General features: G+C 40.7%; 25 protein-coding genes and 3 tRNA genes. 21 read left to right on the forward strand and 7 right to left on the reverse strand.

Translation table 11 applies throughout. The features are described from left to right. Positions 1-78 precede the first annotated feature (78 nt). The 6 genes from QYT14_RS04975 to QYT14_RS05000 all read left to right on the forward strand — a co-directional run bounded on the left by QYT14_RS04975 (position 79) and on the right by QYT14_RS05000 (position 5,061). Positions 79-972: a hypothetical protein gene (locus QYT14_RS04975; protein WP_178678941.1), complete on the forward strand. Its 894-nt coding sequence runs from the start codon at positions 79-81 to the stop codon at positions 970-972. 2 nt (positions 973-974) lie between these two features. Continuing rightward, on the forward strand, positions 975-1,187 hold the full coding sequence (locus tag QYT14_RS04980) for a hypothetical protein (protein ID WP_100263447.1): 213 nt from the start codon (positions 975-977) through the stop codon (positions 1,185-1,187). Positions 1,188-1,837: 650 nt separating this feature from the next. After that, the gene (locus QYT14_RS04985) at positions 1,838-3,535 is read left to right on the forward strand and encodes a hypothetical protein (RefSeq protein WP_289307026.1); all 1,698 of its coding nucleotides are present in this window, start codon (positions 1,838-1,840) and stop codon (positions 3,533-3,535) included. Between the two features lie 39 nt (positions 3,536-3,574). Then, entirely contained in the window at positions 3,575-3,757 is a 183-nt protein-coding gene (locus QYT14_RS04990) for a hypothetical protein (protein WP_007846556.1), read from the forward strand. After that, positions 3,750-4,178 carry a hypothetical protein gene (locus QYT14_RS04995; protein ID WP_289307025.1) on the forward strand — a complete coding sequence of 143 codons (429 nt, stop codon included), beginning with the start codon at positions 3,750-3,752 and terminating at the stop codon, positions 4,176-4,178. Before QYT14_RS04990 ends, QYT14_RS04995 begins: the two co-directional genes overlap by 8 nt. 64 nt (positions 4,179-4,242) lie before the next feature. Beyond that, positions 4,243-5,061 (forward strand): site-specific integrase, encoded by an 819-nt coding sequence (locus QYT14_RS05000; protein WP_004326975.1) that lies wholly within the window; start codon positions 4,243-4,245, stop codon positions 5,059-5,061. A gap of 51 nt (positions 5,062-5,112) precedes the next feature. On the opposite strand, the gene QYT14_RS05005 is transcribed toward QYT14_RS05000, so the two are convergent. The 4 genes from QYT14_RS05005 to QYT14_RS05020 form a co-directional block, all read right to left on the reverse strand. Continuing rightward, positions 5,113-6,252, reverse strand: a complete 1,140-nt coding sequence (locus QYT14_RS05005) for a site-specific integrase (RefSeq protein WP_195257497.1) — start codon at positions 6,250-6,252, stop codon at positions 5,113-5,115. A 217-nt stretch (positions 6,253-6,469) separates the two neighbouring features. Further along, positions 6,470-6,543 (reverse strand) — tRNA-Asp (locus QYT14_RS05010). Between the two features lie 26 nt (positions 6,544-6,569). Next, positions 6,570-6,643 (reverse strand) — tRNA-Asp (locus QYT14_RS05015). Positions 6,644-6,669: 26 nt separating this feature from the next. Further along, positions 6,670-6,743, reverse strand: a tRNA-Asp gene (locus QYT14_RS05020). Positions 6,744-6,987: 244 nt separating this feature from the next. Here QYT14_RS05020 and QYT14_RS05025 point away from each other — a divergent pair. Further along, the gene (locus QYT14_RS05025) at positions 6,988-7,578 is read left to right on the forward strand and encodes a YqgE/AlgH family protein (RefSeq protein WP_237037910.1); all 591 of its coding nucleotides are present in this window, start codon (positions 6,988-6,990) and stop codon (positions 7,576-7,578) included. Here the strand turns inward: QYT14_RS05025 and QYT14_RS05030 are convergent. From QYT14_RS05030 to recR, 3 genes are read right to left on the reverse strand one after another with little or no spacing between them, the layout of a single operon-like run. Continuing rightward, positions 7,575-8,102: a GNAT family protein gene (locus QYT14_RS05030; protein WP_237038411.1), complete on the reverse strand. Its 528-nt coding sequence runs from the start codon at positions 8,100-8,102 to the stop codon at positions 7,575-7,577. The two genes, QYT14_RS05025 and QYT14_RS05030, sit on opposite strands and share 4 nt — an antisense overlap. Then, positions 8,099-8,563 carry a hypothetical protein gene (locus QYT14_RS05035; RefSeq protein WP_288324338.1) on the reverse strand — a complete coding sequence of 155 codons (465 nt, stop codon included), beginning with the start codon at positions 8,561-8,563 and terminating at the stop codon, positions 8,099-8,101. The genes QYT14_RS05030 and QYT14_RS05035 overlap by 4 nt, the downstream gene beginning before the upstream one ends. Before the next feature lie 22 nt (positions 8,564-8,585). Beyond that, positions 8,586-9,203 (reverse strand): recombination mediator RecR, encoded by a 618-nt coding sequence (gene recR / locus QYT14_RS05040; protein ID WP_237037908.1) that lies wholly within the window; start codon positions 9,201-9,203, stop codon positions 8,586-8,588. A gap of 78 nt (positions 9,204-9,281) precedes the next feature. On the opposite strand from recR, the gene QYT14_RS05045 reads away from it, so the two are divergent. The 14 genes from QYT14_RS05045 to atpF all read left to right on the forward strand — a co-directional run bounded on the left by QYT14_RS05045 (position 9,282) and on the right by atpF (position 23,394). Beyond that, entirely contained in the window at positions 9,282-10,766 is a 1,485-nt protein-coding gene (locus QYT14_RS05045) for a sodium:solute symporter (protein WP_288324339.1), read from the forward strand. Continuing rightward, entirely contained in the window at positions 10,732-11,334 is a 603-nt protein-coding gene (gene yihA / locus QYT14_RS05050) for a ribosome biogenesis GTP-binding protein YihA/YsxC (protein WP_237037906.1), read from the forward strand. The genes QYT14_RS05045 and yihA overlap by 35 nt, the downstream gene beginning before the upstream one ends. A 475-nt stretch (positions 11,335-11,809) precedes the next feature. After that, positions 11,810-12,541 (forward strand): NigD-like protein, encoded by a 732-nt coding sequence (locus QYT14_RS05055; RefSeq protein ID WP_288324340.1) that lies wholly within the window; start codon positions 11,810-11,812, stop codon positions 12,539-12,541. Positions 12,542-12,729: 188 nt separating this feature from the next. Continuing rightward, positions 12,730-13,407: a response regulator transcription factor gene (locus QYT14_RS05060; RefSeq protein WP_237037904.1), complete on the forward strand. Its 678-nt coding sequence runs from the start codon at positions 12,730-12,732 to the stop codon at positions 13,405-13,407. After that, on the forward strand, positions 13,407-14,678 hold the full coding sequence (locus QYT14_RS05065) for a HAMP domain-containing sensor histidine kinase (protein ID WP_288324341.1): 1,272 nt from the start codon (positions 13,407-13,409) through the stop codon (positions 14,676-14,678). Before QYT14_RS05060 ends, QYT14_RS05065 begins: the two co-directional genes overlap by 1 nt. A gap of 88 nt (positions 14,679-14,766) precedes the next feature. Continuing rightward, a complete protein-coding gene (locus tag QYT14_RS05070; protein WP_288324513.1) occupies positions 14,767-16,353 on the forward strand; it encodes an ATP-binding protein in 1,587 nt (528 codons plus the stop codon). Between the two features lie 158 nt (positions 16,354-16,511). Continuing rightward, positions 16,512-16,949 carry a PepSY-like domain-containing protein gene (locus QYT14_RS05075; RefSeq protein ID WP_237037902.1) on the forward strand — a complete coding sequence of 146 codons (438 nt, stop codon included), beginning with the start codon at positions 16,512-16,514 and terminating at the stop codon, positions 16,947-16,949. Between the two features lie 403 nt (positions 16,950-17,352). Continuing rightward, complete coding sequence (locus QYT14_RS05080; RefSeq protein WP_288324342.1) at positions 17,353-18,903, forward strand: M28 family peptidase; 1,551 nt, start codon at positions 17,353-17,355, stop codon at positions 18,901-18,903. A gap of 379 nt (positions 18,904-19,282) precedes the next feature. Further along, entirely contained in the window at positions 19,283-20,818 is a 1,536-nt protein-coding gene (gene atpD / locus QYT14_RS05085) for a F0F1 ATP synthase subunit beta (protein ID WP_237037901.1), read from the forward strand. 6 nt (positions 20,819-20,824) lie between these two features. Next, positions 20,825-21,073: a F0F1 ATP synthase subunit epsilon gene (locus QYT14_RS05090; RefSeq protein ID WP_237037900.1), complete on the forward strand. Its 249-nt coding sequence runs from the start codon at positions 20,825-20,827 to the stop codon at positions 21,071-21,073. Positions 21,074-21,092: 19 nt separating this feature from the next. Continuing rightward, a complete protein-coding gene (locus tag QYT14_RS05095; RefSeq protein WP_237037899.1) occupies positions 21,093-21,518 on the forward strand; it encodes a hypothetical protein in 426 nt (141 codons plus the stop codon). Between the two features lie 37 nt (positions 21,519-21,555). Next, positions 21,556-22,599, forward strand: coding sequence for a F0F1 ATP synthase subunit A (gene atpB / locus QYT14_RS05100; protein ID WP_237038408.1), 1,044 nt, complete (start codon positions 21,556-21,558; stop codon positions 22,597-22,599). A 27-nt stretch (positions 22,600-22,626) separates the two neighbouring features. Then, complete coding sequence (gene atpE / locus QYT14_RS05105; protein WP_005937691.1) at positions 22,627-22,878, forward strand: ATP synthase F0 subunit C; 252 nt, start codon at positions 22,627-22,629, stop codon at positions 22,876-22,878. A gap of 15 nt (positions 22,879-22,893) precedes the next feature. Next, the gene (atpF, locus tag QYT14_RS05110) at positions 22,894-23,394 is read left to right on the forward strand and encodes a F0F1 ATP synthase subunit B (protein ID WP_237037898.1); all 501 of its coding nucleotides are present in this window, start codon (positions 22,894-22,896) and stop codon (positions 23,392-23,394) included. The last annotated feature ends 4 nt before the right edge of the window (positions 23,395-23,398 follow it).

Consider the following 23,398-nt stretch of genomic DNA (forward strand, 5'->3'; position numbering starts at 1 on the left):
AACGTCTTCCACAACGTTAAATGCAAAGTTAAGGGAAAAACAAAGATAAACCAAGTTTCACCCTTTAAATTTTGTATTATGACAACTACAAATAGACTTTGTTACACAGTATCAAAAAGATATATTCAAGCCGGGACAACCTTTAAAATCAATGTTAAAATATTACTGGCTGATGATTGCAAAAATAATATATGCGATTGGAGTATAACGGCGGATATTTACGAACAACGCAAAAACGGGCGTTTCGTTTGGTGTGCTGGTGGTTGCTGCCATGAAGAAATACTAAAGCGTTTCCCACAGTTTAAAATGTTCGTTGATCTTCATTTGTCTAATCATTACGGCGCGCCAATGTACCCAGTTGAAAACGGTTTTTACCATATTACGAACAGCAGCAAAGAAACTGCAATTAACTATTTGCGTATCACGGAAACGGAATATAATTTGCTTTATCAGGCAGAAGATAAACAATACTTTAAATACCTTCTTTATACGCTTGGTATCGTTGAACGCTGGAAAAGAGAATCTAACGAGGCTTTAAAAAAGCTGGAAGAATTAACCGGGCAAACATGGGAAAACCCATATAAGCCGGAAAACGAACGTTTTACTTTGAAATTGACGGACGAAGAACGTACAACTATAACTAACAGAATAAACGATGGTTATTATCGCCCTGAAGCTGTACAAGCGCGAAAAGACGAAGAAAAGCGCAAAGCATACGAGAAAAAACGCGCTGAAATAATTAACGATTGCAAAAAGAAACAACAAAAGGCCGAAAATGAAAAGCGGGTTATGTTGGCCGTTCTTGATGCTGGGTTATCAGTTAATAATGTGATATATTACGATCATAGTAACGAGCTTGTTTTTAATTGGAAAGACTACGAAACAAAAGTAACGGAGAACGATTTTAATAAATTCGTTTCCAGTGTTAACCGTTCTTTGTTGCCTGCTGGCATAACTTTTAAAATGAAATAGCCATGGCAAAATACACGATAACCAATCAAAAAGAATTGCGCCGGTCTTTTTGGGAGTTCTGCAAAGAGTTCGGAGGCGAATTTGAAAGAGAAGCCAACAAAAAGAAACATTCTTTTAAACTGGATTTTAATATAGCTTTCGGAGAATATAAAGACGGACTTTGTAAAGATGGTATTATATCGCAAAGTTTATACCAACGTGCAACACTTTATTAATAATAAGCTATGTTTTGTTTTATGCTGCTTTTATTCGGTGCCGTGGTGTTTATCTCCGGCACCGATCCCAAGAAATTAAAAGACTTCATAAATAAAAACGATCAATCAGACAAATTTTAAATTTATGGAGAAAAAGATATTATATCATATTGGGTTATATGGATTTAGAAAACTTATAGTTTATGTAATTAAGGATAACGGGGATAATACATCTATTGTTAGCCTTAACAAAGACGGTTCATTTCCTAAACACGTTTGGAACTGTAATTTGCATAACATAAACGAATAATACAAATATTCCACCGCGCCGGACGGTTTTCCGGCATTCCTTTAAACTTTTATATTATGACTACTTATATAATAGAATCCCCAAACGGAGAAACGCACAAATTAGAAGTATTCCGTACCGCAACCGGATTTAGTGTTTATGTTGATGGCTCAAATATATGTGAGAGTATAACGGAGGAAGATTTTTTGCAAGAGCTTGAAAACCCTACTTTCTAACATGGTGGGCGTAATTATTTGGCTAATAGTAGTTTTATTAATCTGCTTTAGCGTGTTTGGCGGTCTTTGGCTGCTTCCTATTTACTTGCTTTTTTGCCTTGCTTTAGGCTTTTACTTTGGTGTAAAATATCTAACTATTTAATGTTATGAATGAAAAAGAATTTAACGGCCTCATTTTGGCCGAATTGGTTAAAATAGCAAACGACGTTTTTACAAATGAAATAGAAATAGCTCCCGGTACCTATACCGCCGCGGAGCTTGCAAAACTGAAAGATGCCAACGGGAACGAGATAAATATAAAATATCTTTGCGTTGATGCCAAACTAAATATAACGGATTTTAGGACTGTACAAATAAACAGCTTTAAATGTTCCTTTCCAGTGGATCAGGTTTTTAATCTTGTTTGGCAATTTGAAAAGCTGATAAGCACCAAACAAGCCAATAAAACAAGGTTTACCAAAATAGAAGAGCGCGAAAATATTGTTTGCTCCTTTGATATGTGGATTATAAAGGAACATCTAAATATCACTAAATTAGTAACAAAAGATCCTTTAAGACCGGCATTTAATTATATTTATCTTGATCCTTACAAATCGGCTTTAGTTGCTTCTGACGGGCGTACATTAAAAGAATACCCCGTAATTATTGAAACATCCGGGCTTTTACCTGACGGTCTAAAATTATTTATCAATCCCAAACATTTAAAAGAAATGGTTGGCCGGTGTTCTGTTTGTGTTTGTAATCAGGACGGCGGCAATATTACAGAAATAACCAACGACAAGAAACAAACCTTTGTTTGTGATTTTGCCGGATATTTCTCTAATTACCGGCTTGTGTACCCCCATCTTTCAAAAGACGGATTTATAAAGATTCAGAAAAGCGAATTAAAAGCGGTTGCCGGTTTTGTAAAAGAAATAGCCAAACGAAACAAAAAAAGCGGTTTTTCACTTCGTACTATTGCCGGAGATAATAAAGTTTATTTATCTTATAATGATGCAGACAGTAACGGACACAAAGAACTTTGTGCAACATTGGAAAAAGCCGCTTTAATTGATATAAAGTTAGGTTTCTTTGCATCAAACGTTATCCCCTTGCTTTCCGGCTGGACTGGTGGCGTGTGGCTGGTTGCACCTGATCGGGCGGCGGTCTTTGATGATAAGACGGCGCGTATAGGTGTGGTTATGCCTGCATTTATAAATGATTCTATTTGCCCGAACTTAAAATGTAATATAAAGGCTTTAGATCGCGCCAAAGCTCCGATCATCCCGGAAAAAGAACCGGTAAGAGAACCGGGAACACATTTACCGGCCTTATATGTGGATGCACAAACGAAAACACCGGCGTTTGTCTTTGCTTTGGTAGCTCTGATAGATTTTATTTCCCGTTGGTTTTATCAGGATCAAATAAACAAAGCATTACAGAGGCTAACAATGTTAACCGAACTATCCGGCATTTCTTTGCCTGAACTATTAACCGAACCAGTAAGCGAAGAAACAAACGCAAATGTACCCGAACCAATAACAGAGGATGAACCAGTACGCGCATACACACCCGAACTATTGTATATTGATCGGCCTTTGGTTTTCCCGGTGCCTATCTTCATACATAAACATGAACGAACTATCAGCCGAATCGTTGTGCCCGAACTATTGAATCACCAATGTATAGCGTTACTGTTTGTTTCCATGATGTTACCCGAACTATTACGGCGATATGTTTGGGGAACAATCCGACCAAAGGCAAATGCAGATGAACTATTTTGGGGCGATTTCAGACGTTTTCACACCAAAGGTAATCATCGAATCAGAGACGGAACAAAAGAGGCAAACAAACCTAAATTATAGCCATTTCAAACGAATTATTACATATATCAATGAATCATTATGGAAGAGAATAAACAAGCCAAAAGAAGTTATCGCCGAAACAAACCGGTTACGAAAAGTAAGGTCTATGCTATTAGACTGGATATTGATTTGGTTGATTTTGTCAGAGAGCAACCAAACATGAGTAAATTTATTAATGAACTGATCCGAAAGGAGAAGGAAAATACCCAAAAGTATGAATGAAAAATCAAAAGCTTTTGAACTGATAGAATTTGTTTGGAACAATGAAAAGACTGATTCTTATTTACGAGTCAACATAGCCATGTATGAAGCAGTAAAGTTGGCTATAATATCTCAAATGAAATTCAATAAAGAGGATTTTCAGAATATATTTTCAAAATTCAGCGGTGGTTACTGGTTTGGAGTCAACGCCAACGGTAAGGGCTATGGTGAAAATTTCTATCGGAAAGCTGTTACTTCGGGAAATATTTCAGCCTGCCAAAGCTATGAAGCATTCTGCAATATTAAACCCTTCATAGACTCCAAAGGCAGAAGGTTATGCAAAGGGGCAATGTACCGGGATAATGAGAAACGTTATAGGGTGACGGGAGATACTTACCACCGAAAGAAGCGGTACAACAATGTTACAACGCTTTCGGCATAAGGGTTGGCTTAGGTGATAATTGGGAAGATATTTATGATGGTTGGAATAAAGAAATGAAATAAAAATGAAAGACTTACGTATAGCATTCTTGGCAAAATACCCCAAATATGAAATTATACTCAACATGTATAGTCGGGCAAATGATTGCCCGGCAACATGGGAGAATCTTTCAAAAGTCCGATTGCAGACTTTTGTTGATTATATGGAAGAACGGCTGGCACCAAACTCTGTTCGCCAATATGCCGCCAAATTAAAAGCTGTATTGAACTTGTATAATGAAGAGGTTGAGCTACCTAAAGACTATAATAAAATCCTTTCAGTAAAAAATGTGAGAAGCACTAATGTTTGGCTTACTGATGAAGAACTTGAACGAATTATCACCTATGCTCCCAAGAATACCAACGAACAATTGGTACGCACACAATTTTTAATAGGCGCCTTTACCGGTTGCCGTCATAGTGACTATACACGGTTGAACAACCGTAATATAGTGGGTGGAATGATCTCTTATGTCAGCCTAAAAACTAAAACTCATGCCACGGTGCCATTGAAGCCAATCGTGAAAGAGCTACTAACAAATTTACCTAAAGAAGAAGTTAGTGATCCGACATTCAACAATAATATCCGTAATATTTGCCGGAAAGCCGGAATCACAGAGGCGGTTAAAGTATTCAAGGCCGGAAAGGAAGTGGAAGGTGAAAAATGGGAATTTGTTTCAAGCCACACGGCACGCCGGAGTTTTGCAACCAATTTGTATTTACGCGGTGCCGATTTATACTCAATAAGCCAAATGATGGGACATGCAAGCGTGGAAATGACTCAAAATTATCTTTGCTGTGGTCTCCGTGAACAATCGGCACAAGTTATGGAGTATTTTAAATGAAACAAGCCACGCTAAATATCGGTAGAACTATTTTAGCGTGGCTTTCTTATACTATGACAAAATCCGTTCCAGCATCTCAAAGTCTTTTTCCACTTCGGCATTCAGAACTTTAGCATATTGTTGTGTGGTGCGTACATTTGTATGACCGAGCATTTTACTCACATTTTCCATTTTAACCCCATTGTTCAGGCACATTGTCGCAAATGTGTGCCTGCTCATGTGAACGGTCAAATTTCTATCAAGCCCTGCATAATCAGCAACTATTTTAAGCCGCAAATTGTATTGTTGATTACTGATAATCGGAAGCACATAATCATATTTTTTCAATATTTCCATTGCAGGAGACAGTAATACGATAAAATAGTTTTCTTCTGTCTTTAAACGAATATCCAATATAACATACTTATTGCCGCGTTTTTGTACGTCACGTTTGAAATTGAATTTAGCAAGATCAGCATAGGATATTCCAGTATATGCCTGAAAAATAAAAAGGTCACGGACTCTACAGATCGTTTCCGAGTCTATTTGAGCATCTTTCACTTTCTTCAATTCTTCGGCAGTCAAATATTTCCTGATGGCATGTTTGCCACGGGAAAAACGCTCACCCTTATACGGATCATTTTTTAGCAAATCAAACTTTATGGCCTCGTGGATATAACGTTTGTTACGTTTATGATAGTTATATATTGTCGGCTGTGAATAGCCCTTAGCATGTAACCAATCATCATACAATGTGATATTGGCTTTTGTGAGATCAGAAAAATATATTATTCTGTCAAATTCACGTAATGAGGCCGCAAATGTCCGATGGGAAGCTTTGGTACTTTCCGTTATATCTCCACGCTCTTCAATTCTTCTTTCTACAAAGTCAACAAAACTTTCTGATTTATTGGTATATCTCAAAAATCTATCCAGCTTATCAAAATCAAAAACTTCCTTTTTGCTGATAAGTTCATTAATCCAATTTTGGATAACCCGGAGTTGTTCATCAAGACACTGGTTCAATTGAATCATTTCAACCGAATTGATTATCTTCTTTCGATCATTCCATTGGTCGGAATAGACTTTAACGCCGGTTCCGATCCATTTTCTCTTACCTTCGCTCAAAACTTCAATTTGAACGAGTCCCTTGTGTGTCTTTGTCGCAACCTTTTTACGGTCAAAGACGAATCTCATTGTCGGATATTTCATATTCTTTTGAGTTTTGGTATCTACTGATTATCGCTACAATTTAAAAATGGTATCAAAGGCGGTATCATTATAGGTGAAAATATCGGTAAAAATCGGGAAATACTGGTAAGTTTCCGGTAAATATGCACCCAATTTTTATATATTCTCCATCTACTTCCAATGCCTTAATTGTCTGATACACAACAAAAAAGGGAGTAACTAATGTTACTCCCTTTCGCGGTGCGTACGGGACTCGAACCCGTGACCCCATGCGTGACAGGCATGTATTCTAACCAACTGAACTAACGCACCAATATATTTTATGACTGAAAAAGTTGCGGTGCGTACGGGACTCGAACCCGTGACCCCATGCGTGACAGGCATGTATTCTAACCAACTGAACTAACGCACCAATATGTTTTATAACTGAAAAAGAAGCGGTGCGTACGGGACTCGAACCCGTGACCCCATGCGTGACAGGCATGTATTCTAACCAACTGAACTAACGCACCAATTTCTCAATCTGTTTCTTTCAATGCTTTCTCTCTCGATTGCGGGTGCAAAGGTACGCAATAATTTGAAACCTGCAAATGTTTGGATGTTTTTTTTCTGAACTTTTTTCGATTAGGCCTGATAGTGAATCATTTACATTTTAAGAAAAATATTTTTTCAAAAAAAAGAGTGAGGAGATACTTCTTTATTGGATTTTATTCCGTATATTAGTATTACAATTTTAAAAAAGAGAAAAAGTTTACTATGGATATGCGTGTTTTTCAGATAGAGTCTAGTAGGGTATTGCCGAAGAGAGGAGATATACTGATTTCATCTCCTTTTTTTCAAGACCATGAATTGACTCGGTCGGTAGTGTTGCTGCTGGATCATAATGAGCAAGGTAGTATGGGATTAATGGTGAATAAAAATTTTCGTAACCCTTTATCGTTGAATGACTTGTTGCCTTCACTGGAATTTGCACAACCTGTGCCTATATATAAAGGAGGGTTGGTTAGTAGAGATACTATTTTTTTCCTGCATACGTTGGAAAAATTGAAGGGGGCGATTCCTTTGTCTAATGGACTGTATGTGAATGGTAATTTTAAAAAAGTGGAGAAATATATTCGTGAAGGTAAACAGGTAGAAGGTGTATTCCGGTTCTTTTTGGGATATGTCGGATGGGAGAAAGGTCAACTGATGCAGGAGATAGAGGAGAAATCATGGCTGATAGTGGACAGTAGCAAGGAGGTATTGTTGGACTTGGATTCCTGCGATTTATGGCATACTATGCTTACTAAATTGGGAGGTAAATATGCTGTTTGGGCACGTTATCCTCAATTCCCGATGCTTAATTAGGAGTTTAGTTTTTGGAACATTATCACATCGCGATAGCCTTTGCCGGTATGCATCCAGTCTTTTAATAGTGCACATTCCTGATAGCCGCAAGTGGTAAATAGTTTGCGGCAGGGGGTGTTTGCACTCTCTACATACGCAAACAGCTGATGGATGCCTAAGTAATGAAAACAGTGGTCTTCAAGGAGAAATAGTGCCTGTCTGCCTATTCCTTTTCTTCGTTGTGTCTCGTCTATGACGATGCCTACTTCCGCACGACTGTGCAGTGGGTCGAAATTGCAAATATCTACAATTCCTACCACCTGTCTGTCACGATTTTCAATCATCAGTCGGAGTTGACGGTCTGTAAACAAATCATTTTGTGTTTGCTCAATGTATTGTTTTAAATGAAAACGGGAATAAGGCCCTGTGGTATTACTGATATCCCATAAATCCACTATGTTTTCGAAACGGAACATACAGTCCAGGTCTTCCGGCTCGGGAGCACGGAGCTTAACACCGTTTTGTTCTAATTTCTGTGCCATTATTTTTCCTCCTTTTCCTCTTTCCATAAGTCGAGTTCATCCCATACACGTTTGCGGGTGGGAACACAGAACAAGGAAGCTATGAGAGACATGGCAGCACAAAAAAGGCCGGTGGTATTGAGTGTGAGGTAGTAGAACGACAAGTTTGTCAATACAGGTACTACCAATAGTCCTAATCTGATTTCACTCCAGCGACGATAGCTGCTCAGGGCATAGGGTAGTGAGAGTTGTTTGACACGTTTTACCAACGACAGACTGAATAATCGAAGTGATAAAGGGATTAATCCTACAGTCAGCAGGATACCGATTGTTTGTAGTATATAGTCCATGCGGGTATCTCCGGCATAATTTCCTTCCGTCATTATGCCCGTTTCGTAGAGGATGACTAAAACTACAGGTAATATCCACATCATGATATATTCTGCCTGAAGGTATTTCACTGTTTTATTTATTCTTTCTTTCATTGTGTCTCTTTAATTTGAATAATTATACTGTTCCTGTAAATAGTGTACGGTTTGCAATGGAACGCCCCAAAGTAACCTCATCTGTATATTCCAACTCATCGCCAATGGAAATGCCACGTGCGATGACGCTGAGTTTGACATTGGTATCTGCTAATTTGCGGAAAATATAGAAGTTGGTTGTGTCTCCTTCCATGGTGGAGCTAAGTGCCAGAATCACCTCTTTCACTTCGGTGTTTTTGACGCGTTCCACCAGACTTTCTATTTGTAAGTCGGAAGGCCCTATGCCGTCCATTGGTGAGATTACCCCGCCCAGTACATGATACAGTCCTTTGTATTGTTGTGTAGCCTCTACAGCCATTACGTCACGGATGGTCTCAACCACACAGATGGTGGAGGCGTCACGTACCGGATTTGAACAAATACGGCATGTCTCGGTATCTGATATGTTATGGCAGACTTTGCAATATTTCACCTCGTGTTTTAAGGTAATGATGGCATTGCCAAACGCTTCTACAGTAGCCGTATCCTGCCGCAGAAGATGAAGGACGAGGCGCATGGCCGTTTTCCGTCCCACGCCCGGCAGTTTGGCAAATTCTCCTACTGCTTTTTCTAATAATATAGAAGGATATTGTTGATTCATCGGTTAAATTCCTATATAATGGCTGCAAACTTACGGAATTTAAGTGATTTTGCGTACATTTGCAGTCAAAAAAATAACATGAACGGAATTTATATTCTGCTGACTATATTTCTTTATTTCGGAATGTTACTGCTTGTGGCTCGTCTCACCGGCAAGGATTCCGATAACGATGCTTTCTTCCGTGGCAACCGCCGTTCTCCTTGGTATATTGTTTCTTTTGGTATGATTGGTGCTTCGTTGTCGGGAGTTACTTTTGTCTCTGTCCCGGGCATGGTGCGTGGCATTGATATGACTTATATGCAGACCTGTATGGGCTTTTTTGTCGGTTATCTCATTATAGCCCATATATTGTTGCCGCTTTATTATAAACTAAATCTTACCTCGATTTATTCTTATTTGGGTGATAGGATTGGGAGACATTCCTATAAGACAGGCGCTTCTTTTTTTCTTCTTTCGAAGATAATAGGAGCGGCGGCGCGTCTTTATTTGGTTTGTCTGATTCTTCAGCATTATGTGTTCGGGGCATTCGGTGTGCCATTTGCTGTGACGGTGATAGGCATTGTGCTACTCATCTGGCTGTATACACGTAGAAGTGGTATACGCACGATTGTATGGACCGACAGTTTGCAAACTCTATGTCTTTTGCTGGCATTGGGGCTTATATTGTATAATGTGGCGGGGCAGCTCAATCTTGATTTTTCGGGAGTGGTACAGGCTATTAAAGACAATGGGCATAGCCGTATCTTCGTTTTCGATGATTGGCACTCCAAGCAGAACTTTTATAAACAGTTTTTTAGCGGCATCTTTATCACGATTGTCATGACAGGACTGGATCAGGATATGATGCAGAAGAACCTGTCATGCAAGAGTTTGCGTGAAGCGCAAAAGAATATGTATTGCTACGGCATTTCTTTTGTGCCTGTTAATCTCCTGTTTTTGTCATTGGGCGTTTTGCTATTGTTGTTGGCAAACCGGATGGGAATAGCGCTGCCGGCAGGAGGAGACGATATTCTTCCCTTGTTTGCAGCAGAGGGGCATTTGGGATATGCAGTCCTGATTTTCTTTACCATTGGGATTATTGCAGCGGCTTTTTCGAGTGCTGATTCTGCATTGACTGCTTTGACCACCAGCTTTTGCATCGATATTATGGGTATCGGTCATTTGTCTGAACCGGAAGCGGAAAAACGCAGGAAGATAGTTCATTTCTGCATTTCAGTAGTTTTTATCGGGTTCATTCTGCTATTTAAGGCGGTGAATAATAAGAGTGTAATAGATGCGATATATGTTATAGCCTCCTATACTTACGGGCCGTTGCTGGGACTGTTTGTGTTCGGACTGTTTACCAAGTTGCAACCGCGTGACCGCTTTGTGCCTTATGTGGCGATAGCATCTCCGCTGGTATGTTATATTATCGACAGGGTGGTGTTTTGTTACACCGGTTATCAGTTTGGCTACGAGATGTTAATGTTCAATGGCTTTTTGACTTTTATGGGGCTGACTTGTTTAAGTATTAAAAACAAAAAAAGATATGGAAATACTCAGTGCAGAATTTGTAATAAGTAATACAAAAGTAGATAAGTGTCCGCAGGACAATTTGCCGGAATATGCTTTTATAGGCCGTTCCAATGTGGGCAAGTCTAGTTTGATAAATATGCTGACCAAACGTCCCAAGCTGGCGATGACTTCATCTACTCCGGGAAAAACGTTGCTTATCAATCACTTTTTGGTGAATAAAGAATGGTATTTGGTGGACTTACCGGGTTATGGATTTGCTTTAAGAGGTAAGAGGCAGGTAGATAAGATTCAGAAAATTATAGAAGATTATATTCTGGAACGCGAGCAAATGACAAATCTGTTTGTATTGATAGACTGTCGTCTGGAACCGCAGAAAATCGATTTGGAATTTATGGAATGGTTGGGAGAAAACGGAGTTCCTTTTGCTATCATATTTACTAAAGCAGATAAATTGACGGGAGGAAAGGCGAAGGATAATGTGAATAAATATCTGAAGAAACTGAGTGAACAATGGGAAGAACTGCCTCCTTATTTCTTGTCTTCTTCCGAAAAGAAACTGGGACGCAAAGAAATACTGGATTATATAGAAAGTATTAATCAGAGTATGAAGGGGTAGGGTTTTTCTATTTGAACTATAGTCTCCATTCACCATAGGAGTGTATCAAAACTAAACCGGCCTATCCCATCGTCAGCTGTAGGGGCAGGGTTTGCCTGCCCGAAGACACAAAGTAAACTGTTTTCGGGCGAGCGAATCTCGCCCCTACGAACTAAACGACAGCATTATCCACGTTTCGACACATCCTCGTGGCAAATGGAAACATAGGTTGGCTTTATTTCTCAGAAAGTCCGATTCTTTTCAAGTCGTCTTCTACTGATGTGGACCAGAAAACTTGGGGTAACTCGTCCTTCATTGGCTAGAGCCTTGTCGGAACTTGTCAATGAAGGTAAAATTGCACGATAGGAATTCTTACTTCCGGGAAGCCCCCCATCTGTAACTTTTTACTGAAAATACGTTAAATAACAAAAGCGAATATGCAGTAATCCCTCATTCTCTTTCTTTAAAGGATAGAATATAAAAAAACGAGGATATTATGAAAAAGTTAACTTATTTTTGTGGAATCATGCTGGCTGTTACTTCTTTTATGTTTCAGTCATGTGACGATAGTGATGGATATTCAATCGGTGATATTGCTGTTGATTGGGCTACAGTGGAAGCTAAAGACAGTCACACTTATTCACTGACAGGTGATACGTGGGGGACTATGTGGCCTGCTGCATCGGCTTTTCCTTGGTCGCCGGAAGATGGAGAACGTGTCGTTGTCGTATTCAATCCGTTGTATGATGATTTTCAAGGATATGATTGTGCTGTCAAGATAGAGGGGATTCGCTCCATCCTGACTAAAGATATCGAGGAGCTTACAGAAGAAAACGATGCGGAATTTGGGAATGACCCTATTTATATTGAGAAGAAGAATATGTGGATAGGCGGCGGGTATATGAATATTGTTTTTATACAGAATCTGCCTGCACGGGAAAAGCACCGCATCAGCTTGGTGCATACAGCTCCTCTTGCTCTGGATTCCGAAGGCTATCTTACACTGGAATTGCGCTACAATACATACGATGATATGACCGGCTTTTACGGGAATGGAGCTGTTTCATTTAACCTCAATTCTATCGAGGCGCTTCCCGGGATGAAAGGTATTAAGATAAAATTGAATTCGGCTGTAAACGGTGAAGTGACAGTTCCTTTCGAGCTAATGAATGAGCCGATTCCGAATGAAGCAAAGCAGATGGATTTTTCAAAAATGGAAATCAAATAATCAGGGTTTAAAGAGAGAGTTTGTGACCGTGTGTCAAGAGCGAAATGACTTTGGAATACGAGGGATATTTCGAGCTCTTGGCACACTTTTTTTAAGCTGTCTACACACTCTAACTGAATCTTTTTTCTCCATTTCAGTATTATTTCAGAATTATCTTGTTTCTTTGCCTGTCATAAATATCAAGGATTATGAAGATATTATTAGTTGAAGATGATGTCAATTTGCGTGAAATTGTTCAACGTTCATTAGAGCAAGAACGCTATATAGTAGAGGTGGCTCCTGATTTTCGGACAGGTATCCAAAAAATAGAGGATTATAATTATGATTGTATCCTGCTGGATATCATGTTGCCCGATGGTAATGGATTGGATTTGCTTGAGCAGCTCAAAGAGATGCGTAAACGTGAGAATGTGATTATTATTTCGGCAAAAGATTCTTTGGAAGATAAGGTTTTGGGATTAGAGCTGGGGGCGGATGATTATTTGCCGAAACCTTTTCATTTGGCAGAACTTAATGCACGTATCAAAAGTGTAATCCGACGGAATCAGCAGAACGGTGAAATCACCATAAAATATGGAAATATAGAAGTCTTTCCTGATAAATACTGTGTGAAGGTGGGTGGTGAAGAGCTGGAGTTGAGTCGTAAAGAGTATGACATTTTAGTCTACTTCATGAATCGCCCGGGACGTTTGGTTGACAAAAATACGATGGCTGAATCTGTTTGGGGAGACCATATAGACCAAGTGGATAACTTTGATTTTATCTATGCTCAGATAAAGAACCTAAGAAAACGTTTGAAGGAAGCCGGGGCGACTCCTGAGCTGAAAGCCGTATACGGACTGGGTTATAAAATGGTTATGAGCTGATGAAGTTGATATATTACATACTGATTCGCATTTCGCTTGCCCTGACTGTCATCTTGACCGGGTGGGCTGTCTTTTTTTATATCACCGTCATGGATGAAGTCAATGACGAGGTGGATGATGCACTCGAGGACTATTCGGAAACTATAATTATCCGTGCGTTGGCAGGGGAGGAGTTGCCGTCCAAGAATACAGCTTCCAATAATCAATACTTCTTGAAGGAAGTGACAGAAGAATATGCCGACAGCCGTGAAGATATACTTTATAAAGACTCGATGGTATATATTCCTGAAAAAGGGGAAACCGAACCGGCACGTATCTTGACTACACTTTTCAAAGATGATGGAGACCGTTTCTTTGAATTGACGGTTGCAACTCCTTCTATCGAAAAGGATGACTTAAAAGAAGCCATTACGGGGTGGATTATATTTCTGTATGTCATTATGTTGCTTATTATCATTGTGATAAGCGTGTGGGTGGTTTATCGTAATATGCGTCCGCTTTATGTGCTGTTGCATTGGTTGGATAAATATAAGATTGGAGCGAAGAATGAACCTTTGCAGAATCCTACTCATGTTTCGGAGTTTAAGAAGTTGAACGAAGCGGCTATTCGTTATGCGGAGCGCAACGAAAGGCTGTTTGAGCAACAAAAGCAATTTATTGGCAACGCTTCTCATGAGATGCAAACGCCCCTTTCCATTTGCCTCAATCGTCTGGAAATGCTGATGGAGGATGAGGCTCTTTCTGAAATTCAACTGACGGAACTGATGAAGACTCATCAGACCTTGGAACATATCACGAAATTGAATAAAACTTTATTGCTACTTTCCAAGATTGAGAATGGACAGTTTTCGGACTCTTCTCAGGTAGAGGTTAATCACTTGGTTAAGCAATATCTGACTGATTATAAAGAGGTGTATGCCTATCGTCATATCGAAGTACAGGTAGAAGAAGAAGGAACGTTTTCTGTTACTATGAATGAAATGTTGGCTGTGGTGTTATTTACCAATCTGCTGAAAAATGCTTTTGTGCATAACATAGAGGGTGGACATATTCGGATTGTCATTACAGAACACAGCATCATATTCTGCAATCGGGGGGTGGAGACAGCACTGGATAGTCGTCATATTTTTGAACGTTTCTATCAAGGAGAAAAGAAGGAAGGTTCTACCGGCTTGGGGCTTGCTCTAGCCGATTCTATTTGTAAAATGCAAGGCATGTATTTACATTATTATTATCGGGAAGGGAAGCATTGTTTCGAAGTAAGAGTATGATGAAACGGAACATTTATTCGGAATAAAATGTTGAGGATAACAAGTAAATAAGTATCTTTGTACATTATCATTCAAAAAGCAACGCATGATGAACAATAAACTTTATCCTATTGGTATTCAGAATTTTGAGAAAATTCGTAAGGATGGCTATTTTTACGTTGATAAGACGGCATTGGTTTATCAACTTGTCAAAACAGGCAGTTATTACTTTTTGAGCCGTCCTCGCCGTTTCGGAAAGAGTTTACTGATATCCACCCTTGAGGCTTATTTTCAGGGTAAAAAAGAGCTTTTTGAAGGGCTCGCCATGGAGCAGTTGGAGAAAGACTGGATAACATATCCTATTTTGCATATTGACCTTAATACTCAAAAATACGATACTCCCGAGAGCTTGGAAAATAAACTGAATGGAGTTTTGGATGATTGGGAAAGTCTTTATGGCACTCGTGCTGCAGAGAAGTCTTTGTCGATGCGTTTTGAAGGAGTTATCGAACGTGCTTACCGGAAGACCGGACAACGGGTGGTGATTCTCGTTGATGAATATGATAAACCTATGTTGCAGGCCATTGGCAATGAAGCACTCCAAAAAAGTTTTCGTGAAACACTGCAGGCATTCTACGGCGCACTGAAAAGTAAAGATGCCTGTATCAAATTTGGAATGCTCACAGGGGTTACCAAATTTGGAAAAATAAGTGTATTCAGTGCTTTGAATAATTTAATAGATGTGTCCATGGATGAGCGGTATGCGGCATTGTGTGGCATAACTGAGGAAGAAATCCATCGGGATTTTGAGGATGAATTGTATGCCCTTGCCGATAAACAACACATGACTTATGATGAAGTTTGTAATGAATTAAGGGAGTGTTATGATGGATATCATTTTGTGGAAGATTCTGTTGGAATATATAACCCATTCAGTTTGTTGAATACTTTTTTTAAAATGAAGTTCGGAAACTATTGGTTTGAAACGGGGACTCCCACCTATTTGGTAGAACTGCTTCAAATGCACCATTATGACCTTCATCGTATGGCTCATGTTGAAACAGATGCGGATGTTCTCAATAGTATCGATGCTTCTTCCACCAACCCGATTCCTGTGATTTATCAAAGTGGTTACCTTACTATCAAAGGATATGAGCGCCGTTTTGGTATTTATCGTTTAGGTTTTCCAAACCGTGAAGTGGAAGAAGGCTTTATGCGCTTTCTTCTTCCTTTTTATGCAAAGACTACTAAGGTTGAGGCACCGTTTGAGATACAAAAGTTTGTACGTGAAGTTGAGTCCGGTGATTATGATTCTTTCTTCCGCCGTCTGCAAGGTTTTTGTGCTGATACTCCTTATGAGATGGTTCGTGACCTGGAGTTACATTATCAGAATGTCCTTTTTATCGTTTTCAAATTAATGGGATTTTATGTGAAAGTGGAGTATCACACAAGTGAAGGCCGTATTGACCTGGTGCTGCAAACCGATAGCTATATTTATGTCATGGAATTTAAATTGGATGGTACGGCTGAAGAAGCCATGCAGCAAATCAACGATAAGCATTATGCCCGGCCTTTTGAAGCAGATAGCCGTAAACTGTTTAAGATAGGCGTGAACTTTAGCATAAAAACTCGGAATATAGAAAAATGGATAGTGGAAGAGACCGGAAAGGAACACTGTTCTACGTCAACAATTTAAGAGGAGAAGATTAATCTATTTGTTTTATGCGGATGAGATTCATGAAAAGTTTGTAAAAAAGAACTTTTCTATGTCCTTTTCAAATTCTTTTCAGAATCTCTTCTAATCTTTGCATCAGAGAAAAGACAATGATGTATAACTCATAAAACAACAAGATTATGAAAAAGGTATTTTTATTTTTAGTGTGTCTATTTACGTTGCAAACTGTAGTAATGGCTGATGATGACAAGCCTATACAAGTTAACCAATTACCGCAACCGGCCCAAACGTTCATCAAACAGTATTTCCCGACTGCTAAAGTGGCTATGGCTAAAATGGAGACTGACCTCTTTGATAAAAGTTACGATGTAATTTTTACGAACGGTGATAAGTTGGAGTTTGATAAACGGGGGGCATGGACGGAAGTGAACTGTAAATACAGCTCCGTTCCGGGTAATGTGATGCCTGCTCAAATTCAGAAGTATGTGTCAACCAACTATCCTGACGCTAAGGTCTTGAAAATCGAAAAAGACAAAAAGGATTATGAAATAAAGCTGTCTAATGGGTGGGAAATCAAGTTCGACTTAAAATTTAATGTGATTGATATTGATAATTGATGATTGCTTTTCCCTGTATTGAGCATACATGTTGTGTCTCCATACAGGGAAAAGTGTAATTTAACTATATAGTAACTTCCTTGACACCATCTTGTAATGAACAACATGGATATTTGCATAGTTTTAAAAGATAACATGAATGTGGCATTGCTGAAGTTCTTTACAGGTTGCTTGCAAACACTGACCAATGAAATGTATCTTGTGGAGGAATTCATTTAACTGTTATTTCTTTATATGAATTCATAGAACTCTCTTTTAAAGTTATGGCTGCGTGGTGATGCAGACGTGTCTTTTTGTAACGTAATATAAAGTTGTTATTAGAAATTTATAGCTCCCGAGGGGATAAGGTTTCATAAAAGATTTTATATTTGCAGTCATTAATTACAAATAAAACAAAACTATTATGATGAAAAAACTTTGTGCCGTCACCCTTTTGGCGGCCTCCCTGTATACCGGAAATGTATATGCCCAGCCTGCTGCCGTCAAGAAAATTATAGAAATAGGAACGACCGATAATCGTGTAATGCATCAACTGGATGTTTTGACTAACCGTTTTGGCGGTCGTCCCATTGGCTCTGATGCTTATGATAATGCCGCCGAATGGATGCTTCGCGAATTTAGAAGTTGGGGTATCGAAGCACATTTGGAAGAAGCCGGCGAGCTGCCTGTCGGCTTTAATCGCGGGCCGTGGTTCGGGCGGCTTATCGGTGGTGACCAACCGATGAACTTGCATTTTGTCACTCCTTCTTATACTTCGGGAACCAAAGGGTTGCAACGTGGTCATGTGTTGATTGAGCCCGCAACGGAAGCTGAATTGAAGCGCATGAAACATCAGTTGAAAGGTGCGTGGGTATTAATATCAGGAAAGAATGCAGGCTGGCCCATCGACCATTCTGCTAAAGCAGATTCGCTGCGTAGTGTGGTAAAGGCGGAAAATCTGAAAATAGCACAGAAGAATGATTCATTGATGGAGGAAAATTGGGCAAAGGGTACACATCATCAAATGCTTCCTTTGCGTCGGATGCCGGGATTGTTCTATAAAGAGATGTGTGAAGCTGGCGTGCTCGGTTTTATACAGTCTGCCTCCGTGCCCTTACGTGCACTCTATGATCGTTCGTTAGTGAATGATAAGAACACTACTTTTGATAATTTACCTGAAGTGTGTGATATCAAATTGGATGAGCATCAGTATGCCGTTATAGAGCAAATGGCAAAAGAACGCCGGGAGTTTTGGCTGGAGTTTGATATCCGTAATCATTTTAAGCTTGGTCCTGTGAAATACCACAATGTGGTAGCTTCCATAAAAGGAACAAAATATCCGGACGAATATGTAATTATCAGTGGACATCTTGACGCTTTTGATGTGGCAACGGGAGGCATTGATTGCGGTACGGGCATCGGTCCCATGATGGAAGCAGCGCGACTTATCGCCCTTTCGGGAGCGCAGCCCAAACGTACTATTCTATTTGTAGCTTTTGCCGGAGAAGAATTTGGTTTACTGGGTGCAAAAGCTTATGCACATCAACATCGGAAAGAGTTGGGAAAGATAGCGAATCTGTTTAACCGGGATGGCGGGCCTACTCCTCCGGTCGGTATTTCTGTTCCGCAAGCCATGTACGATGACTTTGTAGAAATTTGTAAGCCGGTGAAGAATATCAATCCGGATTTTCCGTTTGAGGTGAAAGTTGCCAAACCTCGTAAACGCCCGACTTCAACAGGAGGTACCGATGCCAGTGTATTCGCCGTGGAAGGTGTCCCAACTTATGGTTTCATAACAGATGATATCAAAGGATATAATTTTTCTTACGGAGAAATCTGGCATACCGAGCGCGACCTTTATACAAAGAATATCCCCGAATACCAGGAACACACGGCTGTTGTGACTGCGGTAGTGGCACTTGGAGTAGCCAATCTGGACAAGCAATTATCCAGAGAGGGTATGTATAAGGAATAATATTAACACTTCTTTTTAATTCTTAGTCTCCCCGGGGGGGGATGTGTCAGGCTGCTGCTTACACATCGCTTCGGGGGAGATGTGTCGAAACTCCCCTTTTTTCGAAATCGCCCTCGCTACAACTATCTGTGGCGAGGGTGACTTTTAGGTATGAGAAATTCGGCACACTCTCTTCTCTTTCTAACAAAATTGTTCTTTTTCTCCCCTTTTAATGGATAAATGTCGTTTTTAGGTGTAAAAAATGTTAGTTGAGGAATAATGGCTGAAGATAATTTCTACCTTTGCTGCGCACGTTAGTGCATAACCGACCTAAACAATTCGGCGAAAAGATTGTTTATATAGCAAAGATAAATTATAAAATAAAACTAAACAGAAGCTTATGTCACAAATCGTTGGACATATATCACAAGTAATCGGACCGGTGGTCGATGTGTATTTCGAAGGCAAAGATATCGATACCGACCTTCTTCTTCCAAGTATTCACGACGCTTTAACCATTAAACGACCGGACGGCAGAACGCTGGTTGTCGAAGTTCAGCAACACATTGGCGAGGACACTGTGCGTACCGTAGCTATGGATAGCACGGACGGACTGCAACGCGGCATGGAAGTAATACCGACAGGACATCCTATCACCATGCCTGTGGGCGACCAGATTAAAGGTCGTTTGATGAACGTAGTGGGCGATGCCGTAGACGGAATGAAGCCGTTGAGTAAAGAGGGTGCATACCCCATTCATCGTGAACCTCCCAAGTTTGAAGACTTGTCTACCACACAGGAAGTGTTGTTTACCGGAATCAAGGTAATCGACCTGTTGGAACCTTATTCAAAAGGTGGTAAAATCGGTTTGTTCGGTGGTGCCGGTGTAGGAAAGACTGTGCTTATCATGGAGTTGATTAACAACATTGCCAAGAAGCACAACGGTTTCTCCGTGTTTGCGGGAGTAGGTGAACGTACTCGTGAAGGTAATGACCTGTTGCGCGAAATGATTGAATCAGGCGTTATCCGTTATGGCGAAGAGTTTAAGAAAAGCATGGAAGAGGGAAATTGGGATCTCTCTAAAGTAGACTACAATGAAGTAGAGAAATCACAGGCCACCTTGGTGTACGGACAGATGAATGAACCTCCCGGTGCACGTTCTTCCATTGCCCTTTCCGGATTGACCGTTGCCGAGTCGTTCCGCGACCGTAAAGGTGGGGATGCCAATGGCCCGCGTGATATTCTTTTCTTTATCGATAATATTTTCCGTTTCACACAAGCCGGTTCAGAAGTATCTGCCTTGTTGGGACGTATGCCGTCCGCCGTGGGTTATCAGCCGACATTGGCTACCGAAATGGGACAGATGCAGGAGCGAATCACTTCTACTAAGAATGGTTCTATCACTTCCGTACAGGCGGTATATGTGCCTGCCGATGACTTGACAGACCCGGCGCCTGCCACTACATTCAGCCACTTGGATGCTACAACGGTATTGAGCCGTAAGATTACCGAGTTGGGTATTTATCCTGCGGTAGACCCGTTGGAATCCACTTCGCGTATTCTTGACCCGAATGTTGTGGGACAGGAACATTACGACACCGCACAGCGTGTGAAACAAATCCTTCAGCGCAACAAAGAGTTGCAGGATATCATCTCTATTCTGGGTATGGACGAACTTTCGGACGAAGACCGCCAGACCGTAAACCGTGCACGTCGTGTACAGCGTTTCCTGTCACAGCCCTTTGCCGTGGCCGAGCAGTTTACCGGTGTGCCGGGTGTGATGGTTTCCATCGAAGACACCATCAAAGGATTCAATATGATTATGGATGGGGAGGTGGATTACTTGCCCGAACAGGCATTCCTGAATGTAGGAACAATAGAAGAAGCAATAGAAAAAGGTAAGAAATTGCTGGAAACAGCCAATAAAAAGAATTAGTGCTTTATGAAACGGTTTCTGAATATGACAATCGCCACTCCCGAAGGAGTTGTTTTTGAAGGAGAGGTTGAGAGTGCGGAGTTTCCCGGTACGTTGGGTGCGTTCACTCTTCTGCCGTTGCACGCAGCTCTGATTTCTTCCCTGACCGGGGGAAAAATCGTTTATGTGAAAGATGGGAAACCGGAAGAAGTCGCTATCAAGGGTGGTTTTGTTGAGGTGAAACAGGATATAGTATCAGTTTGCGTAGAACAATAACATTTAAAGAGTCTAAACTATGGGATTTACACTGACGAAAAAGCGATTTTTAATCTGGAAGACCATCATGACAGTGGTCGCCGGACTGGTAGTAGGAGGAGCAATCAAGTTATTTTGGCCGGAGCATTATTTTGCCTGGTTTCCCTTTATTCCTCTGTATTTTTATATCTTCGGATGGTATTACATTTTTATGTTCGACTACTGTCGGAAGTATACGCCGCATAAATTGCTTTCCATCTATATGGGAATGAAGTTTGTGAAAATGGTGTTCTCGATGATAATCCTGTTGTTCTATGTATTGCACGTCAAAGTGCATAAGGAAGATTTCGTATTGACCTTCTTTTTGTTTTACCTTTTCAGCATGCTGTATGAAAGTATATTCTTCTTCTTGTTCGAGAATAATTTGAAGATTAAACTAAAAGACAAAAAAGAAAAAAATGGATAAGGCAAGGTATTTGATAGGTATTGTTTTCTGTTTGCTGATGATGGGTGTCGGTACGGTGAAGGCCGAAGATATCAATGTGAGCCAGCAGCAGGAAAATGTGGATGCGAAGGACATCGTGTTCGGCCATATTCAGGATTCTTACGAATGGCATATCACTAAGTGGGGTGACAAGGACATTGTGATTCCTCTTCCGGTGATAGTATACAGTAAGGAGACGGGATGGCATACCTTTCTTTCTTCCCGTATCGCTCACGAAGGCAGTGAGCACGAAGGACTGCGCATAGCCACTGATGGAGACCATAAGGGAAAGATTGTAGAGGTGAATGCTGCCGGGCAGGAGGTGCGTCCGTTCGATATCTCTATTACAAAAACAGTACTTGCTCTGCTGATAAATAGTGTGTTGCTGGTTGCTATCATTTTGGGCACTGCCCGTTGGTATAAGAAGCGCACGCCCGATTCTCCTGCGCCGAAAGGTTTTGTAGGTTTCATGGAAATGTTTGTGATGATGATAGAAGATGACGTAATCAAGAGTTGTGTGGGAAAAGATTACAAGCGTTATTCCCACTTTCTGCTGACGGCATTCTTCTTTGTGTTCATCAATAACCTCATGGGATTGATTCCTATTTTTCCCGGTGGGGCAAATGTGACGGGAAATATTGCCATTACACTGGTATTGGCATTGTGTACGTTCATAGCTGTCAACGTGTGGGGAAACAAGGCATATTGGAAAGAAATACTTTGGCCGGATGTGCCCACATGGTTGAAGTGTCCCGTCCCGTTGATGCCGGTAGTAGAGTTGTTCGGTATCTTCACAAAGCCTTTTGCCTTGATGATACGTTTGTTTGCCAATATCATGGCAGGTCACTCGGTTATCTTGGCGCTCACCAGCCTGATATTCGTTACAGTGAGCATGGGGCCTGCCATAAACGGCACAATGACAGTGGTATCCGTCCTGTTCTGCATCTTTATGAACTTTGTGGAACTGCTGGTAGCCTTTATTCAGGCGTATGTGTTCACCATGTTGTCGGCAGTCTTTATCGGACTGTCTCGTGTAGAAGAAACAGAGAAAGAAAAAGCATAAAATAAATCATTAAAAAATAGAAAAGTTATGTTACTATCAACAGTATTATTACAAGCAGCAGCCGGAGTCGGCTTGAGTAAAGTAGGTGCAGCACTGGGCGCAGGTTTAGCGGTAATCGGTGCAGGTTTGGGTATTGGTAAGATTGGTGGTTCGGCTATGGAGGCTATTGCACGTCAGCCGGAAGTTTCAGGTGATATTCGTATGAATATGATTATCATCGCCGCTTTGGTAGAAGGTGTAGCCTTGTTTGCCATTGTTGTTTGTTTCCTTGCATTATAAAAATAAAAAGAAGTTATGTCATTATTAGTGCCCGATAGTGGTTTGTTGTTTTGGATGTTGCTTTCCTTCGGCATCGTGTTCTTTGTGCTTGCCAAGTATGGCTTCCCCGTCATTATCAAGATGGTGAATGAGCGTAAGGAGTACATTGACCGTTCGTTGGTGGTGGCAAAAGAAGCAAACGAACAGTTGGCTAACCTGAAAGCTGAAGGTGAAACCATCATGGCTAAAGCTCACGAGGAACAGGCACGCATACTGAACGAAGCAGCGGCGACACGAGACCGTATTATCAAGGAAGCCAAAGAACAGGCACGGATAGAAGGAGATAAAATGATGGAAGAGGTGAAGCGCCAAATCCAGGCAGAAAAAGAAGATGCTATCCGCGACATACGCCGTCAGGTAGCGGTTCTGTCCGTTGATATTGCCGAGAAAGTGTTGCGTAAGAACCTCGACGACGAGAACAAGCAGACGGAAATGATTGACCGGCTGCTGGACGAATTAACTGTTTCTAAAAACTAATTTG

The organism is uncultured Phocaeicola sp. (assembly GCF_948499155.1).
Taxonomy (GTDB): domain Bacteria; phylum Bacteroidota; class Bacteroidia; order Bacteroidales; family Bacteroidaceae; genus Phocaeicola; species Phocaeicola faecalis.